The organism is Nitrospirillum bahiense, assembly GCF_007828025.1.
In the GTDB taxonomy this organism is placed as follows: Bacteria; Pseudomonadota; Alphaproteobacteria; order Azospirillales; family Azospirillaceae; genus Nitrospirillum; species Nitrospirillum amazonense.
Genome location: NZ_VITO01000010.1, coordinates 127,199 through 145,543, shown reverse-complemented (window position 1 = coordinate 145,543; position 18,345 = coordinate 127,199). Strand labels below are relative to the sequence as shown.

Here is an 18,345-nt window from a genome sequence, read left to right as displayed (position 1 = left end):
CCAAAAGTAGTGAATCATCCCCCTAAAAAGTCATTAATCTCTGATATTGAAACTGATAATGATTCTCACTATCGTGGTCTCACCGGAAATCACAGCTGCTAGGCCCGAGATGCCCGACGACCTGATGATCAGCCCCCGTGACAGCCTGCCCCAGCCCGCCCCGCTGGAAGGCCTGAGTTCCGGGGAAAGGCTGCTGGTATGGAGCCTGCGCCACATGGCCCAGCCGTATGCCAGCCCGGCCCGGCGCGGCTGTCCCCTGATCCGCCATGCCTTCCTGCAGGCCTGCGGCGAGGATGCGGACGAGGTGATGGCCACCTTCCGCGCCTTTCTGCTGCTGTACGGTCGCTCGGCCCGGCAACGGCCGCTGGTGGGGTGCCCCGGTTGCCAGGACCTGACGCCGGATGAACGCCAGCTGCTGCGCCTGCTGGCCCTGGCACAGCCCTCCGCCGATCCCACCGTCGCCGCCCGGCTTTATGCCTTGGTGGAGCACCTGATGCGGCCGGGAACCACCGACGGCCTGATGGTGGCATCCCGCGCCATGGCCGGCGCCCTGGGCGCCCACGGCCTCTCCCTGCCGGTGCGGCCCATGGCCCTGGAACGCGTCCCTGCCCATGGCCGCTACGACGCCTGACGCGGCGTGACGCGGTGCCAAGAACGCCGGAGGCGACGATCAGGAATCCGCGCTGAGGTGCACGCGGTTGCGGCCCGCCGCCTTGGCGGCGTAGAGGGCCAGGTCGGCCCGGCGCAGCGCGTCGGCCAGGCCGTCGTCCCCGCCGGACACCCTGGCGGCGCCGATGCTCACCGTCCAGGCCAGGGTGGCATGGCCGTTGACCGGGGCGGCCTCCACCGCGCGGCGCAAGGTCTCGGCCCGGGCGGCGGCGTCCACGGTATCGGCGTCCGGCAGCAGGACGGCGAATTCCTCGCCGCCGATGCGGCCCGCCACCTCGCCTTCGCGCAGCCAGCCTTGCAGCAGGCGGCCGAACTGGGTCAGCACACGATCACCCGCAGCGTGGCCCAAGGTATCGTTGATGGCTTTGAAATGATCGATGTCGATCATCAACAGGGCCTGGGGCTGGCCCGCCTCACGCCCGCGGCGCACTTCCCGCTCCCCCACATCCAGGAAATGGCGGCGATTGGGCAGGCCGGTCAGCACATCGCGGGTGGCCATGTCGTAGAGGCGGCCGGCATAGGCCTTCAGCCGGCCGACCAGGGGGCGGAAGATGAACACTGCCTCGGCCAGCAGGGTGGTCAGCAGGATGGCCAGCACGCCCTGCTGCGCGCGCCGCAATCCTTCGATGCGCTCCGTCGCCTCGGTCTCGAACTGGCGGACGGCCTGGTCCAGCATGGGCATGACGACGTCGCGGGTTTGATCGCGGATGTCGGCGAAGGCGCGGGCGCGGATGTCGGCCGTCCCCTCCGCCCCAGGCCCCTCTGCCCCCGCCAGGATGCGGGCGGCCAGGACCAGGTCGCGGGTACGCCGGTCAAGCTCGGCGGGTGGCGAGAAATAGAGCGTCCGGGCGGCGTCCGACAGGCTGTGGGTGATGCCCATGTCGCCAGTACCGCCCAGTAGCGCCCGGTGCGCCCGCTCCATGGTCGCGGCCGCCTGCAGCAGGGGGACGCGCGCCGCCTCGTCATGGCCTTCGTAAAAGTCGCGGGCCAGCAGGCCGATGCGCTGCGACAGCATGCGCTGGCGGCCGGCGACATTGATGATGGTGCCGCTGTCGCGCTGTTGGGCAATGACATGGTCCAGCAGCAGGTGCACCGATCCCGACAGCAGGGCGATCAGGGACAGGGCGGCGACATAGGCCACCGTCAGGCGGCGCGTCGGGAGGCTGTCGTCGGCACGCGTCATGGTATCAGGGCGGTCCTGCGAAGGGGACGGGCGTCCCCTGGCAGGGATACGGCCGCGCTTGCCAAGTGAAACTGGCCTGATCATCAACCGGACCGTTTCGTATGACAAGCGTCCGCGCCCTGACCAGAGGGCTAGTGCCGGTCCCCTGGGCCGGGATCATCCCTATCCTGTTCGGGGTCTTGCGGCAAAAGGGCCGCGTCACGGTCCTCGCCCCGGGGAACGACCCGCCGGCCCAGGGCGTGGGAACGGGACAGGGCCAGCAGGCGGCCCCGGATATCGATAGCATTCACGTCACGGGTACGGGGCAGGTCACGGGTACGGGTGGGCATGGGCATCCTCTCCGTTCACGTGGGATGGCCGTCAGGCCTGTTCGATGGCCTGCGCGGCCTGATCCAGGGCCTGGGCGATGGCGCGCGCCTGCTCTTCCGTCAGGGTCCCGCCGCGCAGGCGCAAGCGCAAGGCCATTTTCAGGTTTTCCATGGCGCGGATGACGGAAGCCGGGGGCATCCAGCCGCGCACCGCGCTGATCTTGTCCAGCCGTTCCTTGATGGCGGCCAGGACGTGGCGGTTTTCCTCCAGGAAGGCGGCGCCGCTCTCGGTCAGGGTGTAGAGCTTCTTGCCACCCTCGCCCACCGAGACCTCGGTATGGCCCATTTCCTCCAGCAGGGTCAGCGTCGGGTAGACGACGCCGGGGCTGGGGCTGTAGCCGCCGCCGACCTTTTCCTCGATGGCCTTGATGATCTCATAGCCGTAGCGCGGCTTTTCCCGGATGAGGTCCAGGAACAGGAAACGCAGGTCGCCATTCTCGAAGACGCGGGCGGCACCGCCTCGGCCGCCCCGGCCGCCGAAGCCCTCGCCCCGCTCACCCCGGCCCCAATGATCGCCGTGGCCGCCCCAGGCGCCCCAGAAGCCCTCACCGTCGCGGCCCCGGGCGTGGCGGCGCCCCCCCTCGGGGTGCTTGCCGCCATGATGTTTGAAAAAGTGCATGATGTCTCTCGATCCTATCTCGTCTGTTATTCGATATATCGTAACTCAAGATATATCTCGATCCTTTCTTAAGTCAAGACGTCCCCGCCGGAATTTATCGCAGATCATTGACGGGCCCGGCCCGGGGCCCGGATAGTCGGGGCGGAAGATAAGGAAACGCCCATGTCCCAGCCCAGCGACCCCCTGCACAATCCCATGAGCCTGGCCGGCCGGTCCCTGCTGGTCACCGGCGCGTCTGCCGGCATCGGCCAAGCCACGGCCGTGCTGCTGTCACGCCTGGGCGCCCGCGTCACCCTGAACGGCCGGGACGAGGGGCGGCTGGCCGACACCCTGTCGCGCCTCACGGGTGAAGGGCACCGCGTGGCCCCCTTCGACATGGGCGACCTGGACGCCATCCCGGCCTGGATCAAGGAGCAGGCGGCCCTGTCCGGGCCCTTCGACGGGGTGGCGCACTGCGCCGGCATCCAGACGCTGCGCCCCATCCGCATCTTCTCACAGGAATTCTTCGACCAGGTGATGCGGGTCAACCTGGGCTCGTGCCTGGCCCTGGCCAAGGGCCTGCGGCAGAAGGGCGTGCGGGCCGAGCGCTCGGCCATGGTCTTCATCTCTTCCACCGCCGCCACCGCCGCCTCGCCCGCCAACATCGTCTACGCCGCGGCCAAGGGCGGCATCATCGCCGCCACCAAGGGCCTGTCGGCCGAGTTGCTGCCCGACGGCATCCGCGTCAACTGCGTGGTGCCCAGCATCGTCATGACCGACCTGATCGAGCGCGGGTTCGAGAAGCTGAGCCAGGAACAGATCGACCATCTGCAGCGGCTGCAGCCCCTGGGCTTCGGCCATGTCGACGACGTGGCCCACGCCATCGCCTATCTGCTGGCCGACACCGGCCGCTGGATCACCGGCACGGCCCTGACCGTCGATGGGGGGCGCACGGCGTGACGGCCCCCTGGATCAGGCTGGGCGACGCCGCCAGCGTGGCCGGCCATGGCGATTACCTGACGGGCCGGGCGCCGGATGCCGCGGGGGCCGCCATCCCCGTGGTGGTGCAGAACTTCCAGGGTGCCTTGAAAGCCTTCCGCAACGTCTGTTCCCACCGCTACGCCCTGATCCACGACCAGCCGTGCGGGCGTGGCCTGCTGCGCTGCCCCTATCACGGCTGGGTCTATGACGCGGCCGGCGTGCCCATCGGCATTCCCTTCGACGACAGCGACTTCCACCTGGATGCGGAGGCCCGCCGCCGCCTGGCCCTGGCGCCGGTGGGCCTGGCCGTGGCCAACGGCCAGGTGTGGGTGAACGCAGACGCCGCCGCCATCTTCACGGAGCCGGCGTGATGGGGGAAATGCTGCCCGCCCGCTGGTTCGATGATCCCGATTGCCACGCCCGGGAACTGGCGGCGCTGCGCCGGCAATGGCTGTACGTCGGCACCCGGTTCGACACACCCCTGACACGTACGGTACTGGGCACGCCCGTCACCGTGACCGCCGCGCTCACGGCCACGGATGGCCAGGGCCGCGCGCTGGAAGTGGACGCCTGCGGCGCCTTCGTCTTCGTGCGGCTGGAAGGCGGCGGCCCGGGCCTGGCCGACCACCTGGGGCCGGTCGCGGGGCATCTCGCCCGGCTGTCGGGCCAGTGCGACCAGCCCATCGCCGAGGACACCGTGGAGTTCGCCGCCAATTGGAAGGCGCTGGTGGAAAACACCATGGACGATTTCCACGGTTCCACCGTCCACCCCACCACCATCCACCCCGCCGTCCATGCCGACTGGCAGACGCATCTGGAAACCACCCGCCACGGCCGCCACAGCACATCCAGCTGGCTGCTGTCCGAAGGGACAGAGACATGGTGGCGGCGCATCGACGGCAAGATGGGCCTGCGCCGCGTGACCGACCACGCCCGCTATGATCATTGCTTCGTCTTCCCCAACCTGTACGTGGCCAGCTTTTACGGCGCCATGGTCATCACCCACACGGTGACGCCCCTGGCGGCGGACCGCAGCCGCCTGGACTGGCGCCTGTTCCTGCCGGTCACGACCCCGGAAAAGCCGGCCGTGGCCGCCTTCCGCCGGTCACTGACCAGTGTGCTGGCCGGGTCCGCCCGCACCGTGATCCTGGAGGACCAGCCGCTGTGCGAACGGGTGCAACAAGGGCGGGCGGCAGCCCTGGGCCCCGGTATCCTGGGCCGGCGTGAGCGCCGCATCGCCGACTTCCACCATGCCTGGGCCCGCGCCCTGGGACTGGACGCCCCGCCGCTGCCGGCGGACGCGCCCTATGAGGAGAATGCCGTATGACCCTCAGCTATCGCCGGCCGACGGAGGAGGACGCCCGGCTGCTGCTGGACTGGCGTCTGCGGCCCGACATCTCCCGCCACCTTTTCACACAGGTGGAGGATGACATGGGGAAGCAGCGGGCCTGGCTGGCGCGCAGCAACGCGCGCGACGACTATCACCACCGCATCATGATGGTGGATGGGGTGCCGGTGGGTTACGCCTCCATCACCATCACCCACGCGGCCTGGGGCATCGCCACCCTGGGCGCCTACATGGCCGACCGGCGCGGCCGCACCGGCTCGGCCCCGCTGAACTTCGCCCACGCCCTGAACCATGTCTTCTACGCCTTGGGCCTGCGCAAGGTGGTGAACCAGGTCATGGCCGACAACGACCGTGTCCTGCGCGGCCAGACCATGCTGGGCTATCGCCATATCGGCGTGCTGAAGGACCATGCCGTGAAGGAAGGTCAGGCATACGATGTCCATCTGTTCGAGATATCGGCGGGCGAATGGGCGGAAAAGCGCCTGAAATTCAGGGAATACGCCGATTGGGATGGCCATATGTGGCCCCCTGGCTAAAAGGCGGATAGGCCGCAAGGTCTCTTGGTTAACGGTCGTGGAAGGGACAAGCAGTTAGTTCCCAGGGCAAGGCCCCCGACTATGATCCCGACCGACCATCCCCCCGTCGTCGTCCCCCGCCGCGTGGCGCTGTTCGCCCATTTCGACCGCGACGGCCAGATCGACGACCATGTCCTCTATTACCTGCGCAGCCTGCGCGAGGTGGCGGAGCGCATTCTGTTCGTTTCCGACGGCGCCCTTATGGAAGGCCAGGGGGAGCGGCTGGCGGGCCTGGCCGAACTGGTCCACGCCGGCCGCCACGGCGCCTATGACTTCGGCAGCTGGAAGCTGGGCTTCCAGGCCCTGGGCGCCGACCTTGCCCTTTACGACGAGGTCATCGTCGCCAACGACAGCTGCTATGGCGGCGTGTTCCCCTTCGCCCCGGTGTTCGACACGATGGCGGGGCGGGACTGCGACTTCTGGGGGCTGACCGATGGGCTGGTGGATGGCGACATCCGCTATCTGACCAGCAACTTCCTGGTCTTCCGCCCGCCGGTGACCAGCCATCCGGAATTCACCCGCTTCTGGGACGAGGTGACGCGGCAACCCGACAAGGCGGCCGTCTGCCGCGCCTACGAATTTGGCCTCAGCCAGCGGCTGCTGGCCCTTGGTTTCCGCCCCGGCCGCTACCTGCCACGGCCTTTTGTGGCCAAGGAGCTGTACTCCGACGTCTATTTCGACGCGTGCCTGGAGACATACCGCATGCCCCTGGTGAAGGTGGCGGTGTTCAGCCAGAACCAGCAGCGCGTGGCCCGCCTGCGCGACCGGCTGGAGCGCATGGCCCAGTACTACCCCGTCAACCTGATCGAGGCGCACGTGGCCCGCCTGTGCGGCACCCCCCATCCCGTCATCCACGACCTACCCTGGCGGCAAGAGCGCACGCGCCTGGCCCCGCTGCCCGGCACGTACAGGCGCAGCAAGTACAGCCGGAGCCTGCGCTGGTGGCTGTGTTACATCCGCGTCCTGGGCGTGCCGGTGTTCGCCACCGCCCGGCGGGTGCGGGCGGTGGCGTAGCGCGGCTTAGGGCACAGCTCAGGGCGCGGGTCAGGCGGCCCGGATTTCCGACAGGAAGCGGACCACTTCCGACCGCAACGCGTTGGACTGGCTACCCAGGGAGCGGGCGGCGGCCAGCACCTGGGACGCCGCGGCACCGGTTTCACCCGCCGCCCCCGTTACCCGGGTGATGTTCGACGACACCTCCTCGGTACCTTGCGCCGCTTGGGTAACGTTGCGGGCGATTTCCAGCGTGGTTGCGTTCTGTTCCTCGACCGCCGCCGAAATGGTGGCCGAAATGCCATTCACCTCCTCGATGGTGCCGCTGATGCCGTGGATGGCGGCGACGACACCGCTCGTGGCCTCCTGCATTTCCTGAATTTGGCGGGCGATGTCCTCGGTCGCCCGCGCCGTCTGGTTGGCCAGGCCTTTCACCTCGCTGGCGACGACGGCGAAGCCCTTGCCGGCCTCGCCGGCCCGGGCCGCCTCGATGGTGGCGTTCAGGGCCAGCAGGTTGGTCTGGCCCGCGATGGATTGGATCAGTTCCACCACGGTGCCAATGCGCTGCGCCGCGTCCGCCAGCCCCTGGACCAGGGCGTCGGACCGGGTCGCGGCCTGCGCCGCCTCGGACGCCACGCTGCTGGACCGGGCAGCTTGCCGGCTGATCTCCTGGATGGAGCTGGTCATTTCCTCCGCCGCCGATGCCACGGTCTGCACGTTGGCGGAGGTCTGTTCGGCCGCCGCAGCCGTGGCGGCGGCCTGGGCCTTGGTGCGCTCCGCCACGTCGGTCATGCTCTGCGCGGTCGAGTCCAGTTGGACTGCGGCGCCGCTGACCGCCTCAAGAATGCCGGCGACCGCGCCGTCGAAGCCCTGGACCAGCCGGTCCACCGCCTGGGCGCGGCGCAACTTGGCCTCTTCCGCCTGGCGCTGCTCCGCCGCCAGCCGGTCCGCCTCGATGGCGTTCTGCTTGAACACGTCCAGCGCGCGGGCCATGGCGCCCACTTCGTCCCGGCGCTGCAGGCCATCGACCATGATGCCCCGGTCGCCCTCCGCCAGCCGGCGCATGCGGTCGGTCAAGGCCGCGATGGGGGCAGCGATCGTACCGGACAGCATCAGCGCGGCCAGGATAGCCACCACGATCGCGGCGATACCGCCCAGCACCGTGGTCCAGTAGGTCATGTGGAAGGCCGCCTGCTGCTCGTCATGCCGCTGGTCCAGCAAGCCCCGCTCCGCCGCCGTGATTTCGGCCACCTTGGCGCGGATGGCATCCATTTGTGCCTTCCCGCCGTTCACCGACTCCAGCGTACGCGCCTGGTCCCGCTGGTCCGTCTTCATGCGCGCCACCAACTTTTCCGCATAGTCGCTGCGCCATGCGCGGGCAAGACGGTCCATATCATCCAGGCGTCGCTGCTGGGCCGCGTTATCCGCAGTCAAGGTGCGTGCGGTGGCCATCGCCTGAGCATAGGCCTTGGCCCCACTGTTGTAGGGAGCCAGCACCGCCTCGTCCGCCGCCACCAGATATCCCCGCAAGCCAGTTTCCTGGTCGACAAGGGCGGCAAGCGCCCCATCGACGGCGTCCAGCACCTGGTAGCTGTGCGCCGTCCATCCGGTGCTGTCCTGGATGAAAGACACGCGGGTGTAGGTCAGGCCGCTGACCACGAAGGAGATGACCAGAACCAGAGAGAAGGCCGCAGCCAGCTTCCCCAGGATTCGAAGATTGCTCAGCAACGTCATGACGCACGCTCCGCCAGGTGGATTTCACCCAGGGATTACGCAAGGAGGGTAGGTTTCAGACCACAAGACCTTGGTTTTGCTACAAAGGTGGTATTCCAGACGATGGATACGCCCACGGCCAGGGGACGTATTATGCGGGTGGGGCGACCCCTGGCCGAGGGAGTAGGCCATTCGGACGCCATCCTAATCGTCTGCCAAGATCCGCCGCAGCCGCGCCAGCGTACGGGTGAAGACGCCGGTGTCGCTCAGCGCCCGGGACAGCACCAGGGCGCCTTGGATGCCAGCCACCACCTCCTCCGCGTCGGCCTGGGCCTGGTCCGGGTCACGGCCAGCCCGAACCAGGGCCGCGGCCAAGGCCCGGACCCAGGCGGCGAAATAGCCATGCACCTGCTCGGTGAACAGGTCGCGGGCGTCGCCCAGGGCGAAGACGCCCACGACACACACCCGCTGGCCGGATCGGAAATAGGCGTCGGTGGCCTGGAACATGGCCTCCACCGCCTTCAAGCCGCCCTCCGCCTGCTCGAGCGGTTCAAAGACGTGGGCGCGGAACCAGCCGTCGATATGGGCCAGCACCACCTCCGCCATCTCGGCCTTGCCGCCGGGGAAGAAATTGTAAAGGCTGCCCTTGCCCAGGCCCGTGCGGGCGGTGATGGCCGACAGGCTGGCGCCTTCGAAGCCGTGGTCGCGGAAGACCTCGGCCAGGACGGGGATGACGTCCTGGCGGTCGGCGAGGGTGCGCGCCATGGCTTACAGGCCCAGGTCGCTGAGGCTGGGGTGGTCATCCGGGCGGCGGCCTAGCGGCCAGTGGAATTTGCGGTCCGCCTCCTTGATGGGGTGTTCATTGATGCTGGCGTGGCGCGCCTGCATCAGGCCGTCGGCGTCGAACTCCCAATTCTCATTGCCATAGGCGCGGAACCAGTTGCCGCTGTCGTCGCGATACTCGTACGCGAAGCGTACGGCGATGCGGTTTTCGGTGTATGCCCAGATTTCCTTGATCAGCCGGTAGTCCATTTCCTTGGCCCACTTGCGGGCCAGGAAGGCCTCGATCGCCGGGCGGCCGGTGACGAATTCCGCCCGGTTGCGCCAGCGGCTGTCGACCGTGTAGGCCTGCGCCACCTTGGCGGGATCGCGGCTGTTCCAGCCATCCTCGGCGGCGCGCACCTTCTGGATGGCGGTCTCTAACGTGAAAGGCGGCAGGGGCGGACGGGGCATCGGAACCTCCATGGGTTAAGCTTTGTACCGATCGGTACGTGGTTGACCAATTGGTACAGTGAAGCCCAGCCGTTGGCAAGGGGCTTTTTCGCCCCGTCCGCGTTTTCAGCGTAGAGCCATCAGGCGACGGCGCGCAGGGGGGCCGCCACCGCCACCAAATCCTCGATGCTGACCAGCGGCATGCCGTGGGTTTCGGCATAGACCACCAGATCGGGCAGGCGGGCCATGCTGCCGTCCGGCTTCATCACCTCGCACAGCACGCCGGCGGGGGTGCGCCCGGCACGACGCACCAGGTCAATGGTGGCCTCGGTATGCCCGCGGCGGGCCGCCAGCCCGCCGGGATGGGCGCGCAGGGGGAAGACGTGGCCGGGGCGGGCCAGGTCTTCCGGCTTGGCGCCCTCGGCGATGGCCGTGCGGATGGTGGTGACACGATCCGCGGCTGAGACACCGGTGGTGACGCCGGTCTTGGCCTCGATGCTGACGGTGAAGGCGGTGCCGTAGCGCGAGGAATTGGCGCCCACCATGGGCGGCAGGTCCAGGACGCGGGCACGTTCGTCGGTCAGCACCAGGCAGACGATGCCGCTGCAATCGCGGATCAGCAGCGCCATCTGTTCCACCGTCAGGCTGTCGGCGGCGTAGATGACGTCGCCTTCGTTTTCACGGTCGGCATCGTCGACGACGATCACGCCCTGGCCCGCCTGGATGGCGGCCACGGCGCGGGCCACCCGGGTTTCGGCGTCGCCGAACCGGGACAGCAAATCGTCGTCGTGGGTGGGGGTCGGGATAGGGGAAATCTGACTCAAGGGTCTCACTCCGTTGAACAATCGGGCGAGCCTGAATCAGGGCAAAAAGAGACTATGGGCGGACGGAAATCCCCCCGAGGCAGGCCCCATGCGCGGACGCGTGCCCAAACCTGAAGCCCGGCAGGGCCCCAGGGGGTGCGCCCGCACATCGCGGGCCGGCTCATCCTCTTCCATCCGGACTGTAACCGTCGGCCCCGGCGTTTCACCGGGTCTGCTGACCCCGTGGGCGTCACCGCCCCCGGGCGCTCGCGGGCTCCCCCTCCATCAAGAGGGGATACCGCCGGTCGGGATTTCACCCTGCCCTGAGAACAAGCGTGTCGCCATCCGGCGATGGCCGGATGGCCTGTCGATAGGACAATCCCGCGCCCACCCTGTCAACACGCAGACGGTTGGAATTTCCTCATGGGCCTTATGAGGAGCCGGGGCCTTGCGCCAAACGACACAGGAAGCCAAGGGCGGGGCCGCCGGTGCGCAGCAGGCCTTTGTAGCGGGCCACCGGTTCCGGCACCGTGCGCAGGATGTGGGCGAACTGCGCCGCCTCGGTCGCGGTCAGGTCGGCCAGGGCGCGCTGATAGGTGCGGATGGTGAACAGTATGGCGCCGGTGGCGGGCAGCCGGCGCAGGGTCTGGCGTTCGATGCGCAGGAACAGGCGGTGCCCGGCGTTGTCGGCGGTGATGGCGCCGTCGGCGGCGGTGTGCGCCACCTCATCCGGCTGGAACAGGGCGGGGTCATCGTTCAGGCCCCAGTTCATGCGCCATACCGGCCGTTCCGGCGCCAGTGTTTCCAGGAAGCGGTCCACCGGCCGCCCCAGCTTCTCGCCATACAGGGCCACCGGCGCGTGGATGCCGGCCATGGGCCGCCCCAGCTTTTCATGCAGGCGCCAGCGGTTGGGGAAGCACAGCACGGCGGCGGCCAGTACCGGCACGCCATCAGGGCCCGGCAGCAACAGGCAGAGATCCTCCGCCACCAGGCGGCCGGCGACCTCCAGCGGATTGGGGCCGGCGTCCGCCAAGTCCCACGCCTCCCCGGTGATGTGGCAGGTGAAACGGTGCCCCTCGCGGGCGTAGGCACGCGGGAAGTGATGGGCCAGATGGTCCGCCAGCAACGCCAGCACTTCCCCCTGGGCCACCTCGCTGCCCGGCAGGAAGCCGGTCACGGCCGCGTGCCGCTGGGCCAGCAACTGGCGGCGCTGTGCCAGCAGGGCGGGGCCGCTGTCGTCCACCATCAGCCACCGGGCGGGGTCCAGGGCCATCAGCCCCATGGCCATGCGCCAGTCGCCGCCGTCGAACGGCCAGCACGGCTGCTCCCGCGGCAGGTCCCAGGCGTTCACGGGCGTCAGACTTCCAGCGGCGCGAAATCGTCCGGCATCTCCGCCAGCGTGGGCTCGGCGATGGGCCCGACCTCCGCCACCAGGGTGCCCCAGGACCACCCGACGCCGAAGCCGGCCATCAGCAGCTTCTTGGGGCCTTCCGCCAGCATGGGGCCCAGGCGGTGGCAGATGGCCAGCGGGACGGAGGCCGAACTGGTGTTGCCGAACTTCTCCATGTCGATCAGGAAGCGCTCGGGCGCCGCCCCGATCTTCTTGCGGATGTGGTCCAGCATCATGCGGTTCGCCTGGTGCGGGACGATCATATCCAGATCGTCCAGCGTCACGCCGGCATGCTCCATGGCCTCGCGCAGCAGCGGCGGGACAGCGCGCAAGGTGAAGGTGAAGACCTCCGCCCCGTTCAGGTGCAGACGGGCGTCGCGGTAGAGGCGCTTGTGCTCCTCCTCCGACCAGGGCTCCTCGCCCGGGATCAGGCAGTCGCGCTTGCCCCCGGCCTTCACGAAGATGTGCTTGGCCCCGCTGCCGTCGGTGCCCAGGATGGCGTGGATGGGGGGCGCGTCGGCATCCACCTCCAGCGCCGTGGCGCTGCCGGCATCGCCGAACAGCGGAAGGGTGGCGCGGTCATCCGGGCGCAGCCAACGGGCGGAGTTGTCGCCGGCCAGCACCAGGGCACGCCGCGCCGTGCTGCCGCCCAAGAGGCGCGCCGCCATCCAGGTGCCGTAGGCGAAGCCGGAACAGCCCAGCGGCACGTCGAAGGCCGCCGTGCTGGTGGGCAGGCCCAGGCGCCGCTGCATGACGGCGGCGGTGACGGGCAGCACGTAATCGGCATCCTGGCTGACGAAGATCAGAAGGTCGACCGAGGCCGGGTCCCAGCCCAGCTGTTGCATCAGCCCCTCGGCCGCCGCCACGCACATGTCCGACGCCATGTAGGGCCGGGGCAGCAGGCGCCGCTCAGCCACGCCGATGGTGGCGTAGAGCTTCTTCGCCTCATCTTCCGTGAACAGGGTGTGGTCTTCCAGGTAGGAATGCCGTTCCTTCGGCACCACGGCCCGGAAGCCCTTGATCCGCACGCCTTCGACGATGGCCTTCACCGCAACCCGCCCTGAGAGAAGTGTCCTTAGCTGCTATACTATGGCCATTCCCGCCCCGATGCCAAAGGCCCTCTGTTGAGCACCATCTTGATCCGCGCCGACGCCACCGCGTCCATGGGCACCGGCCACGTCATGCGCTGCCTGTCGGTGGCGGAGGCCTTGCGGGAACGGGGGGTATCACCCCTGTTCGCCGCGGTGGACCTGCCGCCGGCCCTGGCGCATCGCCTGGATGCCGCCGGCTTCGGCGTCAGCCTGCTGGCGGGCCCGGCGGCAAGCGGGGCAGACCTGGCCGACCTGGCCGAACAGATCCGCCGGCATGCCGCCCGCGCCGTGATCCTGGACGGTTATCACTTCAACGATGCCTATCGTGCCGGACTGGCGGCGCTGGGCAAACCGGTCATGGCCTTCGACGACGGGCCGGGCACGCGGCCCCTGCACGCCCGGCTGATCGTGAACGCAGGCGCGGCGGTGGATGAGGCCGCCTATCGTGCCGCCAATCCGGATGCCGTGCTGGCGCTGGGGCCCGCCTATGCCCCCCTGCGGGCGGAGTTCCGCCGGGCGCGCGGCCAGGCCCTGCCCCCCCTGGACCGCCGTCCCCGCCTGCTGCTGACCTTCGGCGGCACCGACCCGGCGGGCCTGACCCTGCCCTGCCTGAAGCGCCTGGCCCCAGCCCTGCCTGCCGGCGTCGGCCTGGACGTGGTGGTGGGCGGCAGCAACCCCAACACCGACTGCATCCGCACCGCCGGGGACCGCTACCCCAACACGGTTGTGCACGTGGAGACTCCGCGCATGGCCGAGCTGATGCGCGAGGCCGGCCTGGCCCTGTCCGCCGCCGGCGGCACCTTGGGGGAGTTGGCCTGCCTGGCGGTGCCCACGCTGCTGGTGGTGGTGGCGGACAACCAGGCCAGCAGTGCCGGCGCGGTGGCGGCATCAGGCAAGGCCCGGGTCATCGACGCGCGCGGCATGGACAAAGCCGAGGCGGCGGAGCGCATCACGGCCGACGCCCTGGCGCTATGGGCCCATGCCGACGCACGCGCGGCCCTGAGCCACCGCATCGGCGAGGGCGATGGCGGCCAGATGGTGGACGGGTTGGGCGCGGTGCGCATCGCCGACGCGTTGCTGGCCCTGCCAGCCTGATCGCCGTTATGGTCGCCGCATGACCCCGCCCGATCCCGACGCGCTTTCGCCATCCGACCGCATCCTGCTGCGCCTCATCGCCCTGATCGGACCGCTGCCGCCGGCCCGGGCGCTGCTGGACTGCCTGAACCAGGCGCGCGTCAGCCCCACCCTTTGGACCCATGAGGCGCTGATAGAGGCTCAGAACAGCCTGCGCCGCCACGGCCTGCTGAACAACAAGATGGCCTGCCCGCCCGCGCTGGCCCACGCCGTGGCCATCGCGGCGCTGGAAACGGCGGAGGGCAAGGCCCTGGCCATCGCCATCCGTACCCAGCTGCCCGGTGAATCGAAAAGCTATTGGGACCCCAAGCTGGTGGAGATCGATTTCGCGCGTGGCCTGAGGTTGGCCGCGTTGCAGAACGATGGGGCGGAGGTCCAGCGCCTGCTGGGCCTGGTCAGGCGTCCCGCCCATGCGCTGCCGGAGCTGTTCAATCGCCATTTCACGCTGGTGCCGCTGGGGATCGACTGGCTGGCCGGACGCGCGCCGGTGATCCAGGCGACGCTGCTGGCGGCGAAGCTCGGCCATTGGATGGCCACGGCGGAAATGTCGCCGGATCTGCCGGCCCTGGTCGACCACGCCCAGGCGCACCAGATCCTGCGCCGCGATTGCTTCACCCTGATCGCCGACTTCCGGCTGTTGAGCGGGCAATTGCCAGCGTTGCAAGCGTTGCTGGCGGATACGCCCACTCCGGAGGCGGCCCTGCCCTATGCCGCCGCCCACGCCCTGCTGTCGGAGGACGCGCCCCGCGCCCGCGCCCTGTTCGGCGAGGCCGTGACGCAGCACCGCCGGGCCCTGCGCAAGCGCAAGGGCGGCCTGCCTGGACACCTTGGCGTGCTGCACCTGTGCGCGCAATTGGCCGGGGGCGATCCGACCCAGCACGCCACCATCCCCACCCTGGCGCAAGACCACATCCAGGCCGGCCAGATCCCGCTGGGCTCCATGGCCATCGAGGCCCTGGCCAGCCTGTCCGCCAACAAGCCGGAAGCGGCGCTGAACAGCGTGAAATGGCTGCTGAGCGCCACCGACACCATGGCCCGGCCCTCCCCCCTGGGCCTGGGGCTGGTGGCCGTGGCGGCGGCCGTGGTGGATGCGGCGCTGGCCCGCCAGCATGCCGACGCCTGGGACCAGTGGTTCCGCCATCTGGCCCCCACCATGCCCCTGGCCGCCGACCTGATGGCGGAGGTGCTGGCCCGGGTGGCCAACGACCCGACCCCCTATCAGATCCATCTGGCACGGCCTGACAGGCGCGTGACGCTGCGCTTCCTGACCCTGCTGCCGGTCAAGGAACCGTGGGAGCGGGCGCTGGAGAGCCTGGAGACGCTGCTGGAACCGCCGGCGCCGGTGGAAAGGAAAACGACGGGCAAGCGCCTGGCCTGGCTGGTCGATCCCAGCAGCGGGGCGGTGGAACCGGTGGAACAGGTGCAACAGCGAGGCCCCACCAAAAGCCCGACCCAGGGCTGGAGTGTGGGCCGGCCCATCCCGCTGAAGCGCCTGTACCAGGGTGACGCCCAGCTGACCTATCTGGATGAGTTCGACCGGCGCGTCATCGCCACCATCGCCCGCGATTACGACGGCTGGGGCCATGGCCGCTCCCGCTACGACTATTTCCTGCCACCACGCGACACGCTGCCGGCCCTGGTGGGCCATCCCCGCGTGTTCTATCGCCGCGAGCCGGGACCGCCGGTGGAGTTGGTGCTGGCGCGGCCGGAGCTGGTGCTGGCCGGCACTCGGGGCGGCTACCGCCTGGCCCTGTCGCATCCGGCCGAAGAGGTGGACGCGATCATCGAGGTGGAGGGGCCCACCCGCTGGCGCGTGGTGGTGATCGACGACAAGGCCGTGGCGGCGGGCAAGCTGCTGGGTGCGGACGGCATCACCGTGCCGGCCATGGCGCGTGACCGCCTGGCCGCCATCGCGCGCTCCCGCATGCCCGACCTGCCGGTGCGGGTGGAGGCCGCAGACCTGGACGAGGGCCGGACGGAGGCGGGCGACCCCGCCCCGGTGGTGCGCCTGCGCCTGCTGGACCCAGGTCTGAAGGTTACGCTGGTCGTGCGACCGCTGGGCCCCGACGGCCCCCATTTCGCGCCCGGCCAAGGCAGCAGCCGCGTCACCGGCAACGGCCGGCGTGCCCTGCGCGACCTGGCGGCGGAGGAACGCCTGGCCCAGGCCCTGGCCGATGCCTGCCCCAGCCTGGGTGGCGAAAGCCGGGAATGGGAGCTGGAAGGCCTGAGCGCCGCGCTGGAATTCCTGAGCGAGCTGAAGACCCTACCCCAGCCGCCGGCCCTGGAATGGCCGGAGGGGCAGAAGCTGACCCTGCGCGGGGACGAGGCCGGCGCCAGCCATTTCAGCACCACGGTCAAGAGCACCGAAAGCTGGTTCGCCGTGGCTGGGGCCCTGAAGCTGGACGAAGGGCTGGTGCTGGACCTGAAGGACTTGCTGATCCGGCTGGAGGATGCGCCCGGCCGTTTCGTGCCCCTGGGCGACGGCCAGTTCGTGGCCCTGGACCGCCATTTCCGTCAGCAGCTGGACCGGTTGATGCGCCTGGGCGGCCAGAAGGTGCCGCGCGCCGCCGGTGGCGCCCTGCGCGGCCTGGTCGAGGAAGCAGCCTCGGCCCAGGTGGACCAGGCCTGGCGCGCCTTCATCCAGAACCTGGACGACACGGCGGCCTGGCAGCCGCGCCTGCCCAACGGCCTGACCGCCGAACTGCGCGAGTACCAGGCGGAGGGTTATTTCTGGATGAGCCGCCTGGCGCGCCTGGGTGCCGGCGCCCTGCTGGCCGACGACATGGGCCTGGGCAAGACGGTGCAGGCGATAGCCCTGATGGCGGCCAAGGCCGGCGACGGCCCCATGCTGGTGGTGGCCCCCACCTCCGTCGCCGGCAACTGGCAATCGGAACTGGCCCGCTTCGCCCCCGGCCTGACCGTCCACCGCCTGGCCGAGACAGGCGGGCGGCAGGAGGTGCTGCGCGCCCTGGGGCCCGGCGACGTGCTGGTCACCACCTATGGCCTGCTGGTGCGGGAGGAGGCGCTGCTGGCGGCCGTGCCCTGGGCCGTGGCCGTGCTGGACGAGGCACAGGCCATCAAGAACCCGGATACGCGGCGCGCCCAGGCCGCCCGCGCGCTGAGCGCCGGTTTCCGCCTGGCCCTGACCGGCACGCCGGTGGAAAACGATCTGGAAGAGCTGTGGAGCCTGTTCCAGTTCACCAACCCCGGCCTGTTGGGCAGCCGCAAGGCCTTCGCCCAACGCTTCGGCACCCCCATCCAGGCGGCGCGCAGCCCCGGTGCCCGCGCGGCCCTGCGCGCGGTGGTCCAACCCTTCCTGCTGCGCCGGACCAAGGGCGCCGTGCTGGCCGAACTGCCGCCGCGCACGGAGCAGACCCTGCTGGTCGAGCGTGGCGCGGAAGAGATCGCCTTTTACGAGGCGCTGCGCCGCCGCGCCCTGGAAAAGCTGGAGGAGATGTCGGGCGAGCGGTCCCGCATCCACATCCTGGCGGAGATCACCCGCCTGCGGCAGGCCTGCTGCCACCCCGACCTGGTGGCGGCCGACGCGCACTTGCCCTCTGCCAAGCTGGACGCCTTCCTGGAGCTGGTGGACGAACTGCGCGAGGGCGGCCACCGCGCCCTGGTGTTCAGCCAGTTCATCGGCCACCTGGCGCGGGTGCGCACGGCCCTGGACCGCATGGGCGTCACCTACCAACTGCTGGACGGTAGCCTGACGGCGGCGGAACGGCAGCGGCGGGTGGCGGCCTTCCAGGCCGGCGAGGGCGAGTTGTTCCTGATCAGCCTGAAGGCCGGCGGCGTGGGCCTGAACCTGACGGCCGCCGACTACGTCATCCATCTGGACCCGTGGTGGAACCCCGCCGTGGAGGACCAAGCGTCCGACCGCGCCCACCGCATCGGCCAGCGCCGGCCGGTGACCATCTATCGCCTGATCCTGAAGGGCAGCATCGAGGAAGGCATCGTGGCCCTGCACGGCCGCAAGCGCGACCTGGCCGACGCCCTGCTGCAGGACGCTGATGCCGCCGGCCACTTGTCGGACGAGGATCTGCTGGCCTTGATCCGGGGTGTGGGCTGAGCGGCGGGCCTGTGGCAGGCTACCGCCATGACCCAGCCCGCTTCCATTTTCGACATCGTGGACGAGGACGCCAAGCGTTGCGCCATTAAGGAGGCACGCGCGTCGGTTGCCGCTGGCAACGTCGTGGATCATGATGTCGTTGTGGAATGGCTTGAGCAGTTGCTGGCGGGAAAGAAAGTTCCCCCGCCCTCCTCCTCCGGGCAAACTTGAAGCGA

18 protein-coding genes and 1 riboswitch are annotated in these 18,345 nt (G+C 69.7%); of the genes, 9 read left to right on the top strand and 9 right to left on the bottom strand.

Annotated elements, in window-relative coordinates:
• The first annotated feature begins 109 nt into the window (after positions 1–109).
• Positions 110–631, top strand: a complete 522-nt coding sequence (locus tag FBZ88_RS16270; RefSeq protein ID WP_145618263.1) for a hypothetical protein — start codon at positions 110–112, stop codon at positions 629–631.
• Between the two features lie 39 nt (positions 632–670).
• Here the strand turns inward: FBZ88_RS16270 and FBZ88_RS16265 are convergent, their stop codons facing one another.
• From FBZ88_RS16265 to FBZ88_RS16255, 3 genes are all read right to left on the bottom strand, one after another.
• A complete protein-coding gene (locus FBZ88_RS16265; RefSeq protein WP_186464436.1) occupies positions 671–1,852 on the bottom strand; it encodes a GGDEF domain-containing protein in 1,182 nt (393 codons plus the stop codon).
• A gap of 131 nt (positions 1,853–1,983) precedes the next feature.
• Positions 1,984–2,181: a hypothetical protein gene (locus FBZ88_RS16260; protein ID WP_145618261.1), complete on the bottom strand. Its 198-nt coding sequence runs from the start codon at positions 2,179–2,181 to the stop codon at positions 1,984–1,986.
• Positions 2,182–2,212: 31 nt separating this feature from the next.
• Entirely contained in the window at positions 2,213–2,839 is a 627-nt protein-coding gene (locus FBZ88_RS16255; RefSeq protein ID WP_145618260.1) for a PadR family transcriptional regulator, read from the bottom strand.
• A 162-nt stretch (positions 2,840–3,001) separates the two neighbouring features.
• Here FBZ88_RS16255 and FBZ88_RS16250 point away from each other — a divergent pair, with 162 nt between their 5' ends.
• The 5 genes from FBZ88_RS16250 (at position 3,002) to FBZ88_RS16230 (ending at position 6,736) form a co-directional block, all read left to right on the top strand.
• Positions 3,002–3,778 carry an SDR family NAD(P)-dependent oxidoreductase gene (locus FBZ88_RS16250; RefSeq protein WP_145618259.1) on the top strand — a complete coding sequence of 259 codons (777 nt, stop codon included), beginning with the start codon at positions 3,002–3,004 and terminating at the stop codon, positions 3,776–3,778.
• Positions 3,775–4,170, top strand: a complete 396-nt coding sequence (locus tag FBZ88_RS16245) for a Rieske 2Fe-2S domain-containing protein (RefSeq protein WP_211102688.1) — start codon at positions 3,775–3,777, stop codon at positions 4,168–4,170. The genes FBZ88_RS16250 and FBZ88_RS16245 overlap by 4 nt, the downstream gene beginning before the upstream one ends.
• Positions 4,170–5,126, top strand: coding sequence for an RHO alpha subunit C-terminal catalytic domain-containing protein (locus FBZ88_RS16240; protein WP_145618258.1), 957 nt, complete (start codon positions 4,170–4,172; stop codon positions 5,124–5,126). Before FBZ88_RS16245 ends, FBZ88_RS16240 begins: the two co-directional genes overlap by 1 nt.
• Entirely contained in the window at positions 5,123–5,683 is a 561-nt protein-coding gene (locus tag FBZ88_RS16235) for a GNAT family N-acetyltransferase (protein WP_145618257.1), read from the top strand. The genes FBZ88_RS16240 and FBZ88_RS16235 overlap by 4 nt, the downstream gene beginning before the upstream one ends.
• An 81-nt stretch (positions 5,684–5,764) precedes the next feature.
• Entirely contained in the window at positions 5,765–6,736 is a 972-nt protein-coding gene (locus tag FBZ88_RS16230; RefSeq protein ID WP_145618256.1) for a rhamnan synthesis F family protein, read from the top strand.
• 30 nt (positions 6,737–6,766) lie between these two features.
• On the opposite strand, the gene FBZ88_RS16225 is transcribed toward FBZ88_RS16230, so the two are convergent.
• The 6 genes from FBZ88_RS16225 to FBZ88_RS16200 form a co-directional block, all read right to left on the bottom strand.
• A complete protein-coding gene (locus FBZ88_RS16225; RefSeq protein ID WP_145618255.1) occupies positions 6,767–8,449 on the bottom strand; it encodes a methyl-accepting chemotaxis protein in 1,683 nt (560 codons plus the stop codon).
• 183 nt (positions 8,450–8,632) lie between these two features.
• Entirely contained in the window at positions 8,633–9,193 is a 561-nt protein-coding gene (locus FBZ88_RS16220; RefSeq protein WP_145618254.1) for a TetR/AcrR family transcriptional regulator, read from the bottom strand.
• Positions 9,194–9,196: 3 nt separating this feature from the next.
• The gene (locus FBZ88_RS16215; RefSeq protein WP_145618253.1) at positions 9,197–9,661 is read right to left on the bottom strand and encodes a nuclear transport factor 2 family protein; all 465 of its coding nucleotides are present in this window, start codon (positions 9,659–9,661) and stop codon (positions 9,197–9,199) included.
• A gap of 119 nt (positions 9,662–9,780) precedes the next feature.
• Entirely contained in the window at positions 9,781–10,464 is a 684-nt protein-coding gene (gene ribB, locus FBZ88_RS16210; RefSeq protein WP_246138694.1) for a 3,4-dihydroxy-2-butanone-4-phosphate synthase, read from the bottom strand.
• Positions 10,465–10,622: 158 nt separating this feature from the next.
• Positions 10,623–10,778, bottom strand: a riboswitch (FMN riboswitch).
• Positions 10,779–10,873: 95 nt separating this feature from the next.
• Positions 10,874–11,794 (bottom strand): heme-dependent oxidative N-demethylase family protein, encoded by a 921-nt coding sequence (locus tag FBZ88_RS16205; protein ID WP_246138693.1) that lies wholly within the window; start codon positions 11,792–11,794, stop codon positions 10,874–10,876.
• 5 nt (positions 11,795–11,799) lie between these two features.
• Positions 11,800–12,882: a 3-oxoacyl-ACP synthase III family protein gene (locus tag FBZ88_RS16200; RefSeq protein ID WP_145618252.1), complete on the bottom strand. Its 1,083-nt coding sequence runs from the start codon at positions 12,880–12,882 to the stop codon at positions 11,800–11,802.
• A 75-nt stretch (positions 12,883–12,957) separates the two neighbouring features.
• Between FBZ88_RS16200 and pseG the strand changes: the two genes are divergently transcribed.
• From pseG to FBZ88_RS16185, 3 genes are read left to right on the top strand one after another with little or no spacing between them, the layout of a single operon-like run.
• Positions 12,958–14,019, top strand: a complete 1,062-nt coding sequence (gene pseG / locus FBZ88_RS16195; RefSeq protein ID WP_145618251.1) for a UDP-2,4-diacetamido-2,4,6-trideoxy-beta-L-altropyranose hydrolase — start codon at positions 12,958–12,960, stop codon at positions 14,017–14,019.
• Between the two features lie 19 nt (positions 14,020–14,038).
• Positions 14,039–18,130 carry a DEAD/DEAH box helicase gene (locus FBZ88_RS16190; protein ID WP_145618250.1) on the top strand — a complete coding sequence of 1,364 codons (4,092 nt, stop codon included), beginning with the start codon at positions 14,039–14,041 and terminating at the stop codon, positions 18,128–18,130.
• A 27-nt stretch (positions 18,131–18,157) separates the two neighbouring features.
• Complete coding sequence (locus FBZ88_RS16185; protein ID WP_145618249.1) at positions 18,158–18,340, top strand: CopG family transcriptional regulator; 183 nt, start codon at positions 18,158–18,160, stop codon at positions 18,338–18,340.
• Positions 18,341–18,345 lie beyond the last annotated feature (5 nt).